This window comes from Legionella maioricensis (assembly GCF_023618015.1).
GTDB classification, from domain to species: domain Bacteria; phylum Pseudomonadota; class Gammaproteobacteria; order Legionellales; family Legionellaceae; genus Legionella; species Legionella maioricensis.
Map to the genome: position 1 here is coordinate 128,804 of NZ_JAJKBJ010000005.1, position 19,613 is coordinate 148,416.

Sequence of the window (19,613 nt, forward strand, 5' to 3'; positions counted from 1 at the left end):
CGAAATGAATTTAATTTAATCTTTTTGGTTAATTATTGAGTTAATTCTGGTTCATTAAATGAGGCTGGGTAAATGTTAGATGTAAGAAGTATAAGTATGCAGTTTGGACCTAAATCATTGTTCCAAAATGTGGACTTAATATTGTTGCCCACGCAGCGTTATGGCGTTGTCGGTGCAAATGGTACAGGTAAATCTACTTTTCTGAAGATATTAGCAGGTGAAGAACAAGCTTCAAATGGTAGCGTTGAAAAAGCCAAGGATCTTAAAATAGGCATTTTAAAACAAGATCATTTTCGTTATGAAGAAGACCGTCTCATCGATGTTGTGATTCGAGGGAATAATGTTTTATGGGATGCCTTGATTGAAAAAGATCAATTGTATTCTAAAGAACACTTCACTGAAGAAGATGGTTATCGTCTGAGTGAATTAGAAGAAATTGTAATGAATCAGGGCGGTTATGAAGCCGAAGCTGTGGCAAAAAATTTATTACTTGGTCTTGGTATCGCTGAAAAATTCCACTATGGTCCTCTTAGCGCCTTATCAGGGGGGTATAAATTACGCGTTTTACTCGCTCAAGTACTTTACCAACAGCCCGACATTATGTTACTGGATGAACCAACTAACCATTTGGATATTTTATCCATAGCCTGGTTGGAGGAATTTCTGAAATCATCGTTCAAAGGATTATTGATTTTTATATCTCATGATCGCAGCTTTCTTAATAATATATCCACGAATATTCTCGATATTGATTATGATACAGTACTTGATTATCCTGGAAACTATGACAAATTTTGTTTTGCCAAAGAAGAGCGTTTACGTCTAAAGCAAAGTGAGTTGAAAAATCAAGAAAAAAGAATTGAAGCGTTGCAAGGATTTGTTGACCGTTTTGGCGCAAAGGCAAGCAAAGCCAGCCAGGCCGCTTCGCGGCAAAAAATGATTGACCGCATAGAGCTGGTTGAAATTAAAGAGTCCAATATTTTTAAACCCTATTTCAATTTTCATCAGAAAAAACCTTCGGGGAAATCAGTTATTAAAGTAGAGAGCCTCCATAAACGGTTTGATGAGCGAGTATTGTTAAATGATGTCTCATTTACCATACAGCGCAGTGATAAATGCGCCATTATTGGACCCAATGGTATCGGAAAATCAACCTTACTAAAAATCTTATTAAATGAGCTACAGTCGGATCTTGGGACTTTCGAATGGAGTGATACCGTAAGTGTTGGTTATTTTGCTCAGGATTATCGAACTCAACTAGTTCCTGAACAAACAGTATGGGAATGGATGGAAGATAATATAGCCGCGCCAGCTCAAGAAATCAGGAAAGTATTAGGTCAGGCTCTCTTTCGAGGCACTGATGTAGATAAAAAGATTGCTATGTTAAGCGGGGGAGAGTCTGCTCGCCTGATTATGGCCAAATTGATTTTAGAGAAGCATAATGTACTCATCTTCGATGAGCCTACGAACCATTTGGATCTTGAATCTATTGATGCTTTAATAGAAGCCATACAGCAATTTCCTGGGGCGGTATTATTTGTTAGCCATAATCGTTATTTTATTGATCATATTTCAACGCGTGTTTTAGTGTTAACGGAACAATATGGGGTACAGAATTACTTGGGTAATTATAACGACTATTTAGAGCAATTTGGCAAAGACTATCTTGCCACGGCATAAAAAAAATACATATGATGTAGGCATGCTATACTGACGATACAGGTTTTCTGTATAAGAGAAGTAGGTGTAGATTGGGCTGAGCGCTATAGGTGTCAAGCTAATAATTTTTGTTGTTTAACTACAAACAAGTTACATGAATATATGTCATCCCCGCATAGGTGATGATCCATTTTTGTACTAAAACAGGAATGGATTCCCGCCTGAGGGGAAAAACAATGACTTAATTTATGGGGCTTGACCCTATCCACAGTTCCCATTTTAAGTATTAAGGAAGAGACTTATTATGATATTAAAGCGTTCCCTTAAATCCATTGGTTCTTTGGTTATTTTATTAACCATTTTTTTATCGCCGTCTGTTCAGGCCGCTGGCGATGATGCCGTTAGTCAATTGATGGCCAAAACTGCTAAACCTTTTATTTCTGATAAACAAATTCCCGGGGCAGCGATTGCAATTTATTATAATGGCCAAGATTATTATTTTAATTATGGGTTTGCAGATCAGAATAAAACCACCCCGATTACTGAAAACACTATTTTCGAATTAGCCTCCATCACCAAAATTTTTGTTACTACTTTATTGGCGATTGAAGTACAGGCAGGCAAGTTGAGTCTGAATGATCCGATAGTGAAGTACATTCCTAAACTGGCAAATACCCAAGGTTTACCAATTAATAAAGTACAGGTTGTCAATCTGGCAACTCATACGGCAAGTTTCCCACGACAAATGGAACAATTTGGAGTTGGCAAAGGAAATATTAAGGCCTTTTTTAATCGCTTAAAAACCTGGCAGCCTCAAGTGCCTATTGGCAGTCAATATAAATATTCCAATATCAGTTTTGGACTATTAGGTTTTGTTTTAGTAAAAGCGACAGGTGAACCATTAGCTCGCTTACTCAGTGAAAATATTACCCAACCTTTAGGAATGAATAACACCTATTTTACATTACCTCAAGACAGGTGGGCACTTCAGGCGCAAGGTTATCGCCCTAATCATAATCTTGCTCCTCGTTATGTTCCCGCCAATTTTTTGGGAGGTGGCGCTTTGCGCTCCTCCGCAGCAGATTTACTGAAGTTTATGAAAGCGAATTTAGGGATTAAAGTGGCGCAAGCTTCACCGCAATTACTATCTGCAATGGAATTGGCTCAACAACCTTACTTTGTTGTTAAACCCGGATTTGTTATGGGTTTAGGGTGGCAGCGTGTCAGACATGGCCAAGGATTGCTCATTACCAAGAATGGTGGCAACATAGGGTTTAGCACGTTTATTGGTTTTTCACCATCCAAAAAACTTGGCGTAGTGGTTTTAACTAACCAAGCTAAAGGCAAGGCGACCTTATTAGGTAATCAAATTTTAAAAGGGTTATTAGGATTATAGGTTATTCTGGCTTAGGCTCTTGCTTATTTATTTTGACTTAAGAGGAGCCTATTCTAGCGTTAGTTAATTCAATTATTCATTCAGCTATAATCCCTCTTTGTGATCTCTTAATAATACATTAATTATTATTTGTTACATTATATTCACTGTAAACTCTTAAAAGGCTAATAGGGCAACATTTTGTTCTAAATGAAGAGGGTACAAAGATAACTTATTTGTGGGGAGTATAGATGTATCATTTTTTTCTTGCCGACGATTTACCTTCAGCACTAGAGGTTAAATCAAAGACTTACCAAGTATTAACGAGTCGTGGAGTTATGATTAAAGCTTCCGATGAACATCAATATGTTCGGACTGATGGGTTGAGGACCTGTGTGGCTTTTGGAATAATTAATCCATTTGATTCTTCCGCTATGTTGATTCATTTTTTTAATCTAAAACAAGTTCAAAACGATTTAAAGTTATTAGCGGCTCAGTTTATAGAGCAATCATCTTTGGATGAGACGGGGGTAATTATAGTTATTGCTGGAGGGCGTGAGTTTTTCCCAGGGTCTGTTGATATGTGTGATTATCTTATCAAATTTGCTAAGGAAATCGCGAAAAAAATTCCTGTGACGTTTCGTCTTACGGCGCCTGTGGTTGCTTCTGATGAAGAGACTTTATCTGTTCAAATTAATCTGCTTACCGGAGATAGTGACATTGCAATCAATCCATCCAATATTGAAGCAGATGATTATTCCATTGAATCCATCGACTCAATTATTTTTACTGATATGATAAACGAGGTGGAAGAGAATAAAGCAGTTGCTAGTTGCCAGTTAATTTAGATACAATCCGCATTCATGATGATGATGTAGAAGTATGACATGACACCAGAAAAGCTTGCTCTCTTGATAAATGAAAAATATCCTAAAGAAGTATTTTTTAAACCCAAATACCAACCTACTCTAGAAAGTCTCCCTGAAGTGGATCACGAAGATGAAGATGAAGAGGTAGTGGAAGTAGAGGAAGTGAATCATTTGGCTCCTCCTGCCACTTAAACAATGCAAAAATTCGGTCTCCATTTCTAGCCAGTTTATCGTAAGTCAGGCTTCAGTCTGAGAGGTCGTTCGTTTTAGAAGCAAGTGTAGCCTGGGCTGTTAAGCCCAGTAACCTTCCTTGAATATCACAAGCGTCGAGATAGAGTCGAATTAGATTTATTCCAGCACCTCCTCTTTAGTCAAGAAATTTTGAATGGGTAATAGCGTATTAAAATGCCTAAAGTTGAGCTGGCTGCGAGAATCTGCTGGGCTTAATATGATTTATAAATAGGCATCATAGAAAAACTTGATGTATAATGAATAAATTATTTGTTTATTGTTTATTTATTTCAAGACATTTTCAGGATTAGCGATATGTTGTTTAAAATCATCAAGTTGCAGATGCCATACGCTGGTTTAAATTCAATTGTTCATTCTGTTACGTCCATTTTTCACATGGCCTCTTAATGTTGCGTTAATTATTGGTTGTTAAATTACCACCCAACTCTCAAAGGGATTATTAGAGCTTCTATGTATTATTTAATTATTATTTTATGTTTCTTAAATTCAACATGTTATGCAAGTATTGGGGACAGGATTTTAAAAAACTACCAATCTAAAATGTATACCTTACCTATTGTTAAACAAGAACATTTTACCATTAGAATGTATGCTTTAACTGGTAATGAAGAGTATCTTAACCCGATTATAAGTTATTTATATTTACTCGGTGATAGGTACAGATATCTCCTGGATAATCTAAAGAACGACGCAATGATAGAAAATGAGAATAAAAGATTATTGACGTTTACAGAGCTTGATACGGATAAAACAAAAGACAGAATAAGAAAAAGTTTAAAGTTCCCCCGCATCGCTTATTATCTTAACTTACTGATTTTGATAAATAAAATATATTCCTATCATTTGGAAGACTCTCCTTTATTTCCAGATACTCTTACGATGATTAATTTTTTAAAAACAAAAGAAAATGATCTTAAAAATTATCTTCTTGATGAAGAAAACATTAAGATTTATGGCGCACAGCTGGTTAATTATGTTTATTACTTATATCAATTAGGAATTGTTGATTTAAGGGAACCCTATACCAACCAATTTAAAATGGTATTTCCAGATTCAGAAGATGCCAATCTCACTGATTTAGAGTATTCAGCAAAAATTTATGGGATGACTCATTTCATTATTAGTGCTAGCCGTTTTTATCAAAGCAGACTTAGCTCTGACTCGTTTGAGTGGATTACTACCTATTTTAAAACCCATATCAGCGAAATAATAGCGCGCACTGAGAATGATGTGATTGTGGAAGTAGGTGTTTGTCTTATGTTAGTTAAGAACAGTGATTTAAATACGGTTAATATAATTAAATCTTATTTAAGTACGGTTTACAATAGGGCCTATCGGATGATTCCGGATAAAAAAAATTCATTTGATCTTGATAAAGGGGAGCATCGTAATATTTTAACGATTATGCTTTTTAATTGGCCAGACAAGCTCACCCCAACTCCCAATATCTTACTGCAAACTATGATGGGGAAAAATTTTGTTTTAAATGAAGAGGGTACAAAGATAACTTATGGTATCCGTGTTCCCTATTAACAATTTATTATAGCCAGTTTATCGTAAGTCAGGCCTCAGTCTGAGAGGTGATTCGTATTAGAAATAAGTGTAGGCTGGGCTGTTAAGCCCAGCAATCTTCCTTGAATATCACAAGCGTCGAAATGGAGCTGAATTAGATTTATTCCAGCATGTCCCCTTGAATGAGTAATAGGCTTATACTGAGCGTATTAAAATGCCTAAACTTGAGCTGGTTGATAGAATCTGCTGGGCTTAACAGCCCAGCCTACTCTTGCTATTAGTGTGTCATTCCTCCAAAGCGGAATTCAGCTTGGTGAATTTTTAATTGCTCTTTCGGCATCGCAGAGATGTTTTTGAAAAAACGCATAAATTCTTTATACTCACTTTTTATAGGACTCCCAAAGATTACGTCATCATCTGTTCCTACAACAAGATTTCCACTTACATCATCATAAATAGAAGCAACAGGATGTTCTTTACTTTCCAGATGCCAATTAAGCTTTTTATGACATGTGGGGCAAACTTCAACAGGAAGACCAAGGCTGCGAATTTTTTCCTTTTGCTCCTGAGTCAAGAAGATGCAATGTCCTAGTCGTACTTTTCCCAAAAAAGGATTTTTTTCTTGAGGGGACTGTTTGTTTTTCCACAATTCTAATGCATTTAATACGGCATCAGTATCTTGTTTTTCAATGTCAGTATCGGTTTCTCCCATGTGAATAGCAATACTAATCTGATTTTCCAGTGCCAAGGTAATTACCTTAGCTAAATGCTCCCCAGATAAAGTCCTGTTTCCTTCAGGGTTACCGCAAATATCAAGACCTACCAAAACTTTATTAGGGCTTTTTAATACACGCTCAATAAAATGTTGAGCATCAGAGACCTGATGAATTGTCCGATCAAGACTTAAAAGTCCATACACTTCTTTTTTTATTTCCTTATCCTTTTTAATTTCACTTAAGCCTGCTTCAAAGGCATCTATATAAGCATTTAATGATTTCCCTCCAATTTCTTTAGGGGTTGTCCGTATTTCTATATATCTGGCACCTGAGTTTATCGCAACATCAATAGTCCCTAGAGTAATATCCTCAACATCCTGAATGATTTTATGAATTAGCCCAAATAACTTCCAGGCTTTATTGAGTAGCTCCTGAGAATAGCCTGATTCTGGTTGATTTTCGGTTTGCTCGAGATATTCTTGTCTAAGCTTTAAAAATTGATGATATATTTCAAGACAATCATGTTTTTTTGCGGTTTTTTCTAAAAATTGAAGACTAAAACTACCATTTAGATGGCAATGTAAATCACTTTTATTTTTTTCGAACACTATATTTCCTTATATCTAATAAAAAATTAATTACAAAGAGAGTGGAGGAGCCTGGGGATTTTTTCAGTTAATTAAAAGCTGATTTGCTAAAAAATGGTGAATATAGCGTGAATTTTAGTGAAGTGGAAGATTTAAATAGTTGGCTTTATTTTGACCTTAAAGGTCTTGAGTAGATCCAAATGAACTATAATTATTAAGTTAGGGATAAAAATTTATAGTGAGGGCTAATCATGAATACTTATGCGAAAGGAAGTGTGATGCGCACCCTCGTACTTGCTTTATGTGTCTTGGTTAGTGCATCTGCTGGTGCTTATGGCGGTTGGCATGGTGGCGGTTGGCATGGCGGTGGTTGGCATGGCGGCGGCTGGCATGGTGGCGGCTGGTATCATGATGGTGGTTGGCACGGTGGTGGCTGGTACGGCGGTGGAGTTGTTATTGGTGCTCCGTATTATTATGGTTATAGATGTCAAACAATACGTGTATGCAATTCGTACGGAGGCTGTTGGTTACAACAAAGCTGTTACTAAGTATTTTGAATTGATTTTAAATGATATATTCAGGTTAAACTCATTCCGAATTTGAATTTCAAATGGTTTGAGTTTAACCTTTATTTTTTATAAAGTTAAAGAACTGGATTGCTATTTTATTAGGCCTTAAAAAGGAAGCACAAGTTGAATCAAATAAATAATAAAACATTTCAATGGGCCATTGTAGGTGCTGGACCAGCTGGAATCGCAGCGCTAGGCAGGTTATTAGATAATGGTATTTCCCCTGATGCTATTTTATGGATTGATCCCTATTTCAAGGTGGGCGATCTTGGTCAATTTTGGACCAATGTATCGAGTAATACCAAAGTAAAACTTTTTAATGATTTCTTGCTGGCTTCTCCTTCTTTTTCTTATAAAAATGTTGCGGCAAATTTTCAGTTAAACGAATTAACGCCAGGGGATACTTGCACTTTGAAATATGTTGTTGAGCCTTTGCAATGGGTTTCAGATCAGCTAATCCAAAAAGTAGAAGTGCAAAGAACAACCATTACTACCATGCATTTGTCTGAGCGCACCTGGACTTTATGTTCTGATTCGCACACATTTAAGGCACGAAATGTTCTTTTGGCCACCGGTGCTTCCCCTTCATCTCTTAATTATCCTGGCGTTGAAGTTATTCCTTTTGATTTCGCAATAGATAAAGAAAAGCTGGCCAATATAGCGAATAAAAATGAGACTTATGCTGTTTTTGGTTCATCTCACTCTGCAATTATAATTGTGCGTTATCTTGTGGAATTAGGTGTGAAAAAAATAATTAATTTTTACCGATCTCCATGTCGTTATGCTATAGACATGGGGGATTGGATACTCTTTGATAATACTGGTCTTAAAGGGGAAACTGCGGCTTGGGCCAGAGAAAATATAGATGGTGTCTTGCCTGCCAATTTAGTTCGTTACAACACAAGTCAGCCCAATATTTCACGTTATTTACCTGAGTGTAATAAAGTGATTTATGCAGTAGGCTTTGAGAAACGCCAAAATATTGTTATTGGCGATTATGAAGACACGAAACATAATTCCCACGTGGGTATCATTGGTCCAGGTCTTTTTGGATTAGGCATCGCTTATCCTGAAGTAAAAACGGATCCTTTTGGAAGTGTTGAGTCTCAGGTTGGGTTATGGAAATTTATGGTCTATTTAAATAAAGTAATGCCAGTGTGGTTTAAATATCATACTTGAGTCGGGGCTCGACCAGCACAACAGTCGTCATTGCGAACAAAGTGAGACAATCCGGTTCGGATTTTCAACGAAGCATCGTTCTGGATTGCTTCGCCAATGCTCGCAATGACGAAATAGGCATGGCTTACTAAAAAATGAGGCAGAGCAAATCCTTTTGTCAGTCAGGCTATCAATTTAATATTATTTTCCTGGACACAGACCTCGTCAAAAAAATCTAATTCAAATTGCACGGCAATTCTAAAAGCCGCTTTCATTTTTATTTGTATTTCAGGAGTTGATTGTTCAGCAATGCTTGTTACCGTTGTAGCTAAATGTTGTGTTGCTGCAATAAATTCCGGACTTGAGTATGCCTCTATCCAGCTTTCATAGCAGTTTTTATTTAATAAGGCAGCATTTTTAAGCTTCATTCCCAATTGATAATAAATCCAAAAGCAAGGCAGCACTGCGCTAAGTGCTACGGGTAATTCGGAATGCAAGGCAGTTTTTGATAAATAAGCAGTGTAAGAAGAGATGGTATAGCCAGGGATGATAGCAGTGATATTCTTTAAGTGTTCTTGATATTGTTGTTGCATGCTTAATTCGTTGCTAATGATGTCTTTTCCCAAATAGTCTAAATGACTCGCCAAATCGGGATGTAATTTTATTGATTTTTGGGAGAGTGTTTGTAATACCGATGAAAATTCATGCAAATAATAATAGTCATCTCGTAAATAACGCCCAAAGATTACAGGAGACAGTGTTCCTTTAAATAATTGCTGATTGAAAGGGTGCTTATAGATCTGTTTTAAATTAGATCTGTTGGCATAGAGTATATCAGACCAAAATGGGGGATTTTGTTTTTGTTTAAAAAAAGACGCACTAGGCTTAATAAAAAACATAATTCACTCTTCCTTCGCAGGTATTATCCAGATCAGGTACTAAGGGTTTTTCTCAGCCGAACTTTATTTAAGGTTCAGCACCCCTGGTGATAAATATATAGTGATTCTAGGGGGCATGCTAAAACATGTCAAGCAGTGTGATTTTAGAATGGAGTGAATAAATAAACCGCAATAGGCTTGCTGATTGCGGTTTATCTTTAACTCATCAATTGAGTCTCAGCTATTGGTTTTTGCAGTCGGTTTTGTTTTTAATTCTTTATATTGAGCTTTTTGTTGGGCTGTTAACGTATTATAAATTTGATTTTGCATCATCACTTCTTTTTTTAACATGTCCCCTTTAATTTTATTTCTTTGGTCGATCAAGCTATTTAACTTGGCTTCATCTACCTTATCATTATTGGCTAAGGCATTCATTTGAAGTTTAAGTGCTTTCAGTTGTTCTTCATCGGCTTTTAATTGCTTATACGTTTGTGCCCTAATTGCTTTAATTTTAGTTTTTTGTTCAGCGGTTAAGTTAAGTTTTTCCGATAATCTTGGTGAATTATGGTGACAGGTGCAAGGTCTTGATTTGCTGGGCTCAGTGGTTGCAAAGCTTGCCTGACCTATCATTAAGCTTAATGCAACTGCAGATAACCAGACCGATTTCTTATTCATTATTTATTTCCTCTTATTTTTAGTTAAACTCATATAGCCGAGAGCATAGCATCCTTCAGGACTTGCACTTCCCATCTTTATTGATCGATTTGGACAGTATAAATCAACAGATATTGTTAAATATAGTGTTAGAGTTTAATTTGATTGCTGAATTTACTCTAATATGTTATAAATATCGCGCTTTAAATACACACACGTTTCGTCACATACGATAGGGTCCCTTGTGGGTTTCGTATGGGAAGCGTGGAGGCTTAACCCTGGAGATTAAATATGAATGTAAGTATGCGTGAATTGCTCGAAGCAGGAGCTCATTTTGGACACAGAACCCGCTTTTGGAATCCAAAAATGGGCGAATATATATTTGGATCAAGAAATAAAATCCATATTATAAACCTCGAAAAAACAATGCCTATGCTGAATGACGTAGTGAATTACGTTGGTCGTCTGGCTTCTAATAAAGCAAAAATATTATTTGTTGGTACTAAAAGGGCTGCACAAGAAAGTATTCGTGAACATGCGAAACGTTGTGGTATGCCTTATGTAGACCATCGTTGGTTAGGTGGTATGTTGACCAATTACAAAACAGTCCGTCAATCTATATTCCGATTAAAGGAATTAAAAGAAATGAAAGAAAAAGGACTGTTTAACGACATGATTAAAAAAGAAGCATTAATGCTTACCCGCGAACTGGAAAAACTGGAACGTGGTTTAGGAGGAATCGAGAACATGGGCGGATTGCCTGATGCTCTATTCGTTGTTGACGTTGGTTTTGAACACATCGCTGTTGAAGAAGCACGTCGATTAAAAATACCTGTTATTGGGGTTGTGGATACTAACAATAGCCCTGATAACATTGATTATGTTATTCCTGGTAACGATGACTCCATGCGAGCTGTTGATATTTATGTTCGTTGTGTTGCTGACGCAATTTTAGACGGTAAAAACAGTAATACTGTCGGTGGGATGTCATCTGATGCTGAGTTTGTAGAAGTAGTCTCTGGCGCTAAAGAGTCTGCAAAAGATGCAGAAAAATCTGGGGAATAATTAATATTTGAATAAAGGGGGCGTTAATTTTAACTAGCCCCCTTTTTGCTATGTGGAGAATTGAAAATGTCAACAATTAGTGCTGGATTAGTAATGCAACTGCGTGAGCGTACAGGCGCTGGCATGATGGAATGTAAAAAGTTTCTTATAGCAACTAACGGTGATATCGAAGCAGCAATAACTGAAATGCGTAAGGCTGGCCAGGCAAAGGCAGATAAAAAAGCGGATAGAGTGGCTGCCGAAGGAATCATAGTTATTGCTCGTTCTGCTGATGAGCGTACATCAGTCATGATTGAGATCAATAGTGAAACCGATTTCGTAGCTCGTGATGAGAACTTTACTGATTTTGCTAATAAAGTTGCAGAAGCTGCATTGAATAGTTCTGTTAGCGATGTTGCCGCATTATCCAACCAAACTCTGCCTACTGGTATTACTGTTGAACAGGCAAGACAAGAGTTAGTCGCTAAAATTGGTGAAAACATCAAATTGCGTCGCATGGAAAGAATGCATTGTGAAGGTGGTGTTGTCGGTTATTATTTACACGGTTCTCGTATCGGTGTGATGGTTGCGCTGAAGAACGGTGATGAAGCACTTGCCAAAGATATAGCCATGCATATTGCTGCAAGCAAACCGATAGTAGTTAATCGTGATCAAGTATCAGCTGAAGCAATCGAAAATGAACGTGATATTTTCACAGCTCAAGCCAAAGAAAGTGGCAAACCACAAGAAATCATTGATAAGATGATCGAAGGCCGAATTAACAAATTTATTGATGAAGTAAGCTTATTAGGTCAACCTTATGTTAAAGATCCTAATATCAAAGTCGGCCAATTGTTAAAAGAAAAAAATGCTGAAGTTATTTCATTTATTCGTTATGAAGTGGGTGAAGGCATAGAGAAAAAAGAAGATAACTTCGTTGAAGAAGTGATGGCTCAGGTTCGTAAATGATGAGTGACAGTCACCCTAAATTAAAATACAAACGGATACTTCTCAAGTTTAGTGGCGAAGCTCTAATGGGACAGTCACAGTTTGGCATTGACCCCTCGGTGTTAGATACTTTAGCCAAGGATGTGGCTGAATTAATAAATATGGGTGTAGAAGTTGGTCTGGTTCTAGGTGGCGGTAATTTATTCCGTGGAAAGGCACTATCCAAAGCCGGTGTAGGGCGCGTCACTGGTGATCATATGGGGATGCTTGCGACCGTGATGAATGCCTTGGCAATGCGTGATTCTTTAGAGCGTATTGATTTGCCAGCACGTATTATGTCGGCTATTCCTATGATGGGGGTAGTTGACTCATACCATAGGCGTAAAGCAATTACCCATTTACGTACTGGACATGTAGTGATTTTTGCAGCTGGAACTGGTAACCCCTTTTTTACAACGGATACAGCTGCTTGCTTAAGAGCTATAGAAATTGGCGCTGATGTTGTTTTGAAAGCAACAAAGGTTGATGGAGTGTATTCAGAAGACCCTATGAAAAATCCTAATGCCATTCGTTATGACTATTTGACTTATAAAGAGGTATTAACAAAGGGATTGGAAGTTATGGACTCTACGGCGATTTGTTTATGTCAGGATCAAGGAATGCCATTGCAGGTTTTTGATATGGCAGCACCTCAGGCCTTGAAACGAATTGTACTTGGAGAACGAGTAGGAACTATTGTCGGAGCGAATCATGATCAATGACATTAAGCAAGATTCAGAAAAGCGAATGAAGAAAACCATTGAAGTATTGCGAACTGATATGACCAAAATTCGCACAGGAAGGGCAAATGCCGGTTTACTAGATCATGTGCAAGTTGATTATTATGGAAACCTAACTCCTCTGAGTCAGGTAGCTAATATAACTACTAGCGATGCGCGGACTATCACAGTTACTCCTTGGGAGAAATCTATGGTAGCCGCTATTGAAAAAGCTATTTTGACCTCTGATTTAGGTTTAAATCCAGCAACTGCAGGAAGTGCCATTCGAGTACCTATGCCTCCTTTGACCGAAGAGCGTCGCAAGGAGTTAATCAAAGTAGTTCGTAATGAAGGCGAGCAAGGCCGCGTATCAATTCGAAATATCCGTAGAGATGCGAATAATCAATTGAAAGAGCTGGTTAAAGAGAAAGCGATTTCTGAAGATGATGAGCGTCGCGCAACTGAAGTCATTCAAAAACTAACTGATAAGTATATTGCTGAAGTAGATGCGGTACTTGTTGAGAAAGAAAAAGATTTGATGGAAATATAAATTGTATTAAAATAGCACAGACCAAATGGTCGTCGTTGCGAACGAAGTGAAGCAATCCAGTACGGAATTATAACAAAACATCGTTCTGGATTGCCTCGCCAAGGCTCGCAATGACGAAGTTTAAAGGCTTGCAATGACGAAGTTTATATGTCCCGGAATACTTACTTGAGATAATGCATCATAAGCAACGCATCAATTTTTATATTTCCCAACATAGTCCCACGAGTCCATCCAGATAATACGTTTTATTTCGGGATAGGATTGCATCTGTTTAATAAATGTTTCTTTGTCTCCCTGTGCAGAAGCAATGATGACTATATTGGCACTTTTTTTTACCGGAATAACCAAGGTGTTTTTGAACTGTTTTTTGATCATCTCAAAAATAGGCCATTGTTCTTTATAATTGGCTAAATTCACAGTTAGAAATCCATTGTCCTTTAATCTATTTTTTGCCTGAATAAAAAACTCATCATTATTACATTCAGCAGGGAAGTTATTGGCATCGTATAAATCAACCATTAAGTGATTGTAGGTCGTGTTGCATTCTCGAACATAATCATTGGCATTTTGATGAACTATAGTTAAACCGGGAATACTGTCTACCATAAAAAATTGCTTCGCAATTTGAATTACTTCCTCACTACTGTCTACCGCAGTGATAGAGTGACCAGGGATCTCTGAGGCTAATAATTGCGCCACACTGGCACCGCCAAGACCAAGTAAACAGCTATCACCAGGAAGTTTACGAGCCATGAGGCTAAGAATAGGTATGTAATATAAAACAGGTTTTTTAGGATTATATCTATTCATTACTGTTTGAAGTGCACTACTGCCGAGAGTTAGCCATCGATAAAAAAAATTTTGATAGACTTTATAGCCTGATGGGGAGACGTAAATGCATTTACCAAATTTTGTTTTCCATCTCATTTACTGAGTCAACTCATTTTGAAAAGGATAAATGGAGCCTAGCCCTAAAATTTGAGTCAATTCATCCAGCGCATAGAAACTTTCATTCATTAGTTGTGGGTCGGCTAAATCATCAGCATGCAATTCAGTACGGTAGTGTTTTAAAATCCATTGATCTAATCGAGCTAATAGTTGGTTATCAATTAAAACTCCCTGATGCATTGCGGCAAGCTCCTCTTTATTTAAAGGAACTCGCAATCTTAAACAGGCGGGGCCACCGCCATTACGCATGCTTTGCTTCAGATCAAGGTAATGCACCTGATTAACAGGATTGGAACTATCAGATAATAGGGTTTCAATACATGTTTTAACCCGGGGATTATTTTGACATTCAAAAGGTGCGATTAAAATCATACCCTTTTGGTCAGGTAAACTTATCAATTGTGAATTAAAGAGGTAGGTCTCTACTGCATCTTTAATACTGAGTTGATCTTTGGATAATTCGATAATCGTTAAGGGAAATTGAGCCTTGTTTCTTAATGTATTTAGAATATTCTCCTGATCGTGAAATGCTTCAGCATGGATAAGAAATACTGATTCGTTCGCCACAGAAATAACATCATTGTGAAAAACTCCTTGATCAATGGCATCTGAGTTTTGACAGGCGAAAATCACGTGTTCGGGATTTAATTGATGGCTACGCACTATCGCTTCAGAAGCTTCTTTGGTTTGTCTGGCTGGGTATTTTTTAGGTTCAGAATAAGATGAGTGGGTTCGTAACGCTTTTTTCCCGTAAACGAATAAATTAATACCAGGATGACCGTGGCTTTGACATAAACGGTTATGATTTGCCGCTCCTTCATCGCCTGTAATAGTGGATTTCGGCAACACCGGGTGGTGATAAAAAAAATTGGAACTTGAAAAAATAGTATGTAATAGTTTTTTAGAAAAATCAGCTTCCTGATGTCGATGTAAATTACTCACTAAATTTGCAGCGGTAAAATGAACTTTATTATCCAATGTATCAAGGCTTGCGGAAACAGTCGCCGCATTGGCCGTCCACATACTTGAGGCAGAGTAACAGGCACTGAGTAATTCCGGCGCTGTTTTACTGGCCTTATTTATTTGTGCCACAGCGGTGCCTGTAAAACCCAGCTGGTACAGTAAATGCAGATTCGGGCGCTGATGGGGCGGCAATATTCCTTGTTTTAGTCCCATATTATGCAACAAACGCATTTTATCCAGGCCTTGTCTTGCTGCTGCCTGGGGATTAGATGGGCTTAATGCATTCGTCGCGGAAGCAACGTTACCAGAGGCAAGCCCAGCATAATGATGGGTTAAACCTACCAGACCATCCATGTTTAATTCAATATTCATATATGTTCTTCCAATGCAATGCCCGGTAACAGTTGTGCCGGTGTATTCAAAAGAGGTTGCTCCATGCTGGCAACGGGATAAGAACAATAATCGGCTGCAAAAAAAGCACTGGGTCTATGGTTACCGCTTAATCCAACTCCACCAAAAGGAAGGCTGCTTGCAGCGCCGGTAGTCGGTCTGTTCCAATTAATTAAACCAGCACGAACAGAGCGATAAAAATGTTGGTAGTGTGATTCATGATCACTGAGTAAGCCCGCACATAAGCCATAGCGTGTTTGATTCGCTAACTGTATGGCTTGCTCAAAATCATCATAACGATAGATTTGGACAAAAGGGGCAAAAACCTCTTCGTCCGCAGGATTTTTTACCTGAGTCATATCAATGACTCCTGGCGACAGTAAGCCCGTATATTCTGCTAGAAGGTTCATGGCAAGTAATAACTTGCCTCCAGATTCAACGAGTTTTTTTTGCGCATGAAGATGTTTTAGCGCTTGAACATGGCTAATTACTGGCCCCATAAAAGGCTCTGGTTGATTATCAAAGGGGCTTACTCTTACTGAAGCACATACTTTAAGAAAACGCTTCAGAAACTCATCGCCCTGGTGCGAATTTGGAATCATGACTCGTCTGGCGCAGGTACAGCGTTGACCTGAGGTGATTAATGTCGAAAGGATGGTTTGGTAAACTGCAGCATTTAGATTGCTGATTTCATCAATAACTAATGGGTTATTTCCGCCCATTTCAAGCGCGAGAATCACTTCCGGTCTTTGACTGAATTGTTGATGAATACGCAAGCCAGTAGGGTAGCTGCCCGTAAAATAAACACCCTGGATGTCTTGGGATAATAAAGTTTTTCCACAAGTTGCATCACCTTGTAAACAGTTGAGTACTCCCGCTGGTAAACCACTATTGTGCCAGCATTGCATAATCAGCTCGGCAACGGCAGGAGTCTGCTCACTGGGCTTGTAAAGAATGGTGTTACCAGCAAGAAGAGCTGGAACTATATGTCCATTACTTAAATGGGCTGGAAAATTAAAAGCCCCTAACACTACTACAACCCCTTGTGGCTTAAATCGAAGGTGGGCATTGGCTTCAGCGGAAGGTGTTTCTTTAGGCCAGGTTCTTTCTTGGTAAGATTGAATGGATAAACTGATTTTACCGATAACTGCAGTGACTTCCGTTTGTGATTCCCATAACGGTTTTCCCGTTTCCAAAGAAATTAATTGTGCTATTTGAGCGCGATTTTTTTCTACTTGTTGCGCAAATTCCTTAGTATATTGTGCTCGTTGTTCAAAGCTTAAAGAAGACCAGGATGAAAGAGCATGCCGTGCTGCTGCGCTTGCTGTGACAATTTCATTTTCCGATGCATTATTTCCTTGCCAAAGGAGGGTGCCATAGGCTGGATTGATGGATTCCAGGGTGTTTCCAGTTCCTTTCACCCATGAGCCTTGAATGTATTGGCCTTTGCTTTGTATGATTTGAAATTTAGACATCTTTTTTCCTTATTGGAATGAAGGAGCCTGATTAATTTGAATGGGAGATACGCGAAGGGAGTCCCCGCATTTAACTTTTAGAAGAGCCGCTGTTTCTTTACCTATAATACAGGTATTCTCTTGTTGATTAAACACGGCATAATTAATTGTGGCGCGAAAATCTAATTGAGTAGTGGCTAATAGAAATTCATGACTACTGACTTCATCACTGATGTTTTTTATCACCATAATGCGACTTAAATTGATGGTTTTAATTTCATTAATTGGTGCCTCAATGGTTGGGCCTGCGTCAAAGATATCAATGTAATTGTTATAGCGAAAACCCTCTTTCAATAAAATAGTCATTGCGGGTACTGTAGACTGATGTGGTTTTCCTATTGCTGCCTGAGCTTCTGACGAAAGCAATTTGACATAGATAGGATTTCGCGGCATCAAATCAGCTATAAATTGCTTATTGGTTGCCAATGTTAATCGATCGGCCTCTGCAAAGGGCATATGAAAAAAATGAAATCCAACATTTTCCCAAAAAGGAGATTGACCATTCTCATCAGAAATACCGCGCATTTCGGCAATCACTGTGGGGGTAAAACGATTAGGATGCTGAGCCATGAACAAGAAACGTCCTTTGGAAAGCAGTAATCCATTATTATTTTTTCTATATTGCGGCTCCAGAAAAAGGGTGCAGATTTCAGTGCGTCCTTGATTGTCATTTACAAGACTTAACACTTGATATTCACTGCGTATATTCAATGAATGACATATTCTGGTGCGCTTGGAGACTTTATAAGAATAAAAAGGGGTTTCATATCCGGTTTTGGCTTCTATGGCGGAGGTACCCACTATTTTTTTGCTGCTTTGATCTTCCAGAACAAAAAAATAATATTCATGTGTGGGTTTGAGAACCTTTTTTTTATAAGAATCACTGGACCATTCAAGACGTTTTTTGAGCAATTCTTTATCTTTAGGAAGAGTGGTCATTCCCACACCGCTTTGCTCAGCCAAATGATGAATAGCATCTAAATCTGAGTTGCGGGCACTGCGAAAAAGCATCATTTTTTTAGATCCTCCAGGCCGCCTTGCGCTAAATCAATTAAAAGTAGAGCACTAAGAGCGGCGCGCTCTGGTAAACTATCGAGTAAGATATATTCTTCAGCACTATGGATGTTGCCTCCTCTAACCCCCAAGGTATCCAGAACTGCTAATCCGTGACGGGCCAGATTGTTTCCATCACAACATCCGCCGCTGTCTTTCCAATCTATCGATAAACCTAATTCTTTACCTAAATTTTGCACGCGTTTAAAAAGGCGTTCTGTACCTGGGCACACTCGTTTTACTGGTCTGCCAAAACCACCATGAACACTTAAAGAATAATCAGAGCGTTTTAATTGGTTAATAATATTATCAAGCTGTTCTCTAACCCAAAATTCGTTTTCAGGTAAACTAATCCGGATATCGAGCTGAGCTACCGCCTTATCAGGAACGATGTTCAATGCCTCGCCGCCAGCAATTTTCCCCACATTAATCGTTACGCCATCACATTGTCCATTTAATGCATGAATTGCGGTAACTGCTTCTGCCAAATAGCAAATAGCATTTCTTCCTTCATCAAAGGCTCTGCCGGCGTGAGCTGCTTTTCCGGTCGCAACAACAGTTAATTTGCCGCTGCCTTTTCGATTTTTAGCCAGCGTACCTGTTGCGGTCATTGCCGGTTCATAAACTAATGCGGCTTGATAATTAGGGGCCAGTTCATCAAAAAGTACACTGGAGGCCGGTGAACCTATTTCCTCATCAGAATTGATCAATACATCCCAACCCATTTCCGAAGAAATGTCACTTTTTTCAAAGGCAGACAAAGCATGCAACATGACAATAAGCCCACCTTTCATATCCGCTACCCCTGGCCCATTTACATAATTGTCATTGACATACGTTAATTTTTGAAAAGGATGAGTTGCCGAATAGACGGTATCCATATGACCGCTTAACAGAATCCTTCTTTTTAAATGGGGCCGTTTGCTGATGAACAACACATCGCCGAAGTGCTGTACGGCACTGTTACCTGTCATATTAATGAGGGACAAAGGATTTAATTTTTTACTGTGAATGGTATCTGCGATTGACTCATAAGCTGAGTGCAATGTTTTTGCCATGACTGCAAGCCCTGCTAAATTGGCAGTACCTGAATTGATTTCACAAAATTGATGGAGCTGCTCCACCATATTTTTTTTACTAGCATTTATTGTATCAATTAGTTCTTTATGTGATTTGACCATAACTTTTAGCTCTAAACTGAAGATTAAACAATAGC

Annotated in this window: 19 protein-coding genes and 1 riboswitch; of the genes, 11 read left to right on the forward strand and 8 right to left on the reverse strand. The window is 38.3% G+C overall.

Translation table 11 applies throughout. From position 1 onward, the window contains the following. Positions 1–72 precede the first annotated feature (72 nt). From LOX96_RS06330 to LOX96_RS06350, 5 genes are all read left to right on the forward strand, one after another. The gene (locus tag LOX96_RS06330) at positions 73–1,680 is read left to right on the forward strand and encodes an ABC-F family ATP-binding cassette domain-containing protein (RefSeq protein WP_250421618.1); all 1,608 of its coding nucleotides are present in this window, start codon (positions 73–75) and stop codon (positions 1,678–1,680) included. Between the two features lie 283 nt (positions 1,681–1,963). Continuing rightward, positions 1,964–3,055, forward strand: a complete 1,092-nt coding sequence (locus LOX96_RS06335) for a serine hydrolase (RefSeq protein WP_250421619.1) — start codon at positions 1,964–1,966, stop codon at positions 3,053–3,055. Between the two features lie 230 nt (positions 3,056–3,285). Continuing rightward, positions 3,286–3,882 carry a hypothetical protein gene (locus LOX96_RS06340; RefSeq protein ID WP_250421620.1) on the forward strand — a complete coding sequence of 199 codons (597 nt, stop codon included), beginning with the start codon at positions 3,286–3,288 and terminating at the stop codon, positions 3,880–3,882. A gap of 39 nt (positions 3,883–3,921) precedes the next feature. After that, a complete protein-coding gene (locus tag LOX96_RS06345) occupies positions 3,922–4,095 on the forward strand; it encodes a hypothetical protein (RefSeq protein ID WP_250421621.1) in 174 nt (57 codons plus the stop codon). A gap of 510 nt (positions 4,096–4,605) precedes the next feature. Then, positions 4,606–5,688: a DUF3541 domain-containing protein gene (locus LOX96_RS06350; RefSeq protein ID WP_250421622.1), complete on the forward strand. Its 1,083-nt coding sequence runs from the start codon at positions 4,606–4,608 to the stop codon at positions 5,686–5,688. A gap of 256 nt (positions 5,689–5,944) precedes the next feature. Here LOX96_RS06350 and LOX96_RS06355 read toward each other — a convergent pair whose 3' ends face one another. Next, positions 5,945–6,991 (reverse strand): amidohydrolase family protein, encoded by a 1,047-nt coding sequence (locus LOX96_RS06355; protein WP_250421623.1) that lies wholly within the window; start codon positions 6,989–6,991, stop codon positions 5,945–5,947. 230 nt (positions 6,992–7,221) lie between these two features. On the opposite strand from LOX96_RS06355, the gene LOX96_RS06360 reads away from it, so the two are divergent. Together LOX96_RS06360 and LOX96_RS06365 are read left to right on the forward strand one after the other, a co-directional pair. Next, complete coding sequence (locus LOX96_RS06360) at positions 7,222–7,518, forward strand: hypothetical protein (RefSeq protein WP_250421689.1); 297 nt, start codon at positions 7,222–7,224, stop codon at positions 7,516–7,518. Between the two features lie 153 nt (positions 7,519–7,671). Then, on the forward strand, positions 7,672–8,718 hold the full coding sequence (locus LOX96_RS06365; RefSeq protein ID WP_250421686.1) for an FAD-dependent oxidoreductase: 1,047 nt from the start codon (positions 7,672–7,674) through the stop codon (positions 8,716–8,718). Positions 8,719–8,879: 161 nt separating this feature from the next. Here the strand turns inward: LOX96_RS06365 and LOX96_RS06370 are convergent, their stop codons facing one another. Next, the gene (locus LOX96_RS06370) at positions 8,880–9,596 is read right to left on the reverse strand and encodes a TenA family protein (RefSeq protein ID WP_250421624.1); all 717 of its coding nucleotides are present in this window, start codon (positions 9,594–9,596) and stop codon (positions 8,880–8,882) included. Further along, positions 9,588–9,691, reverse strand: a riboswitch (TPP riboswitch). It overlaps the preceding gene by 9 nt. 121 nt (positions 9,692–9,812) lie before the next feature. Further along, on the reverse strand, positions 9,813–10,250 hold the full coding sequence (locus LOX96_RS06375) for a Spy/CpxP family protein refolding chaperone (protein WP_250421625.1): 438 nt from the start codon (positions 10,248–10,250) through the stop codon (positions 9,813–9,815). A gap of 270 nt (positions 10,251–10,520) precedes the next feature. On the opposite strand from LOX96_RS06375, the gene rpsB reads away from it, so the two are divergent. From rpsB to frr, 4 genes are all read left to right on the forward strand, one after another. Continuing rightward, positions 10,521–11,294, forward strand: a complete 774-nt coding sequence (gene rpsB, locus LOX96_RS06380) for a 30S ribosomal protein S2 (RefSeq protein WP_250421626.1) — start codon at positions 10,521–10,523, stop codon at positions 11,292–11,294. 66 nt (positions 11,295–11,360) lie between these two features. Continuing rightward, positions 11,361–12,242, forward strand: coding sequence for a translation elongation factor Ts (gene tsf, locus LOX96_RS06385; RefSeq protein ID WP_250421628.1), 882 nt, complete (start codon positions 11,361–11,363; stop codon positions 12,240–12,242). Continuing rightward, complete coding sequence (gene pyrH / locus LOX96_RS06390) at positions 12,239–12,982, forward strand: UMP kinase (protein ID WP_250421629.1); 744 nt, start codon at positions 12,239–12,241, stop codon at positions 12,980–12,982. Before tsf ends, pyrH begins: the two co-directional genes overlap by 4 nt. Further along, a complete protein-coding gene (frr, locus tag LOX96_RS06395) occupies positions 12,972–13,529 on the forward strand; it encodes a ribosome recycling factor (protein WP_250421631.1) in 558 nt (185 codons plus the stop codon). The genes pyrH and frr overlap by 11 nt, the downstream gene beginning before the upstream one ends. 192 nt (positions 13,530–13,721) lie before the next feature. Here frr and LOX96_RS06400 read toward each other — a convergent pair whose 3' ends face one another. The 5 genes from LOX96_RS06400 to LOX96_RS06420 are packed head-to-tail and all read right to left on the reverse strand — an operon-like array spanning position 13,722 to position 19,578. After that, entirely contained in the window at positions 13,722–14,456 is a 735-nt protein-coding gene (locus tag LOX96_RS06400; protein WP_250421632.1) for a spermine/spermidine synthase domain-containing protein, read from the reverse strand. Next, positions 14,457–15,812, reverse strand: a complete 1,356-nt coding sequence (astB, locus tag LOX96_RS06405; RefSeq protein WP_250421633.1) for an N-succinylarginine dihydrolase — start codon at positions 15,810–15,812, stop codon at positions 14,457–14,459. Beyond that, positions 15,809–17,305, reverse strand: coding sequence for a succinylglutamate-semialdehyde dehydrogenase (gene astD, locus LOX96_RS06410; protein WP_250421634.1), 1,497 nt, complete (start codon positions 17,303–17,305; stop codon positions 15,809–15,811). The genes astB and astD overlap by 4 nt, the downstream gene beginning before the upstream one ends. Before the next feature lie 9 nt (positions 17,306–17,314). Then, complete coding sequence (gene astA, locus LOX96_RS06415; RefSeq protein WP_250421635.1) at positions 17,315–18,358, reverse strand: arginine N-succinyltransferase; 1,044 nt, start codon at positions 18,356–18,358, stop codon at positions 17,315–17,317. Next, a complete protein-coding gene (locus LOX96_RS06420; RefSeq protein ID WP_250421636.1) occupies positions 18,355–19,578 on the reverse strand; it encodes a hydrolase in 1,224 nt (407 codons plus the stop codon). The genes astA and LOX96_RS06420 overlap by 4 nt, the downstream gene beginning before the upstream one ends. Between the last annotated feature and the right edge of the window lie 35 nt (positions 19,579–19,613).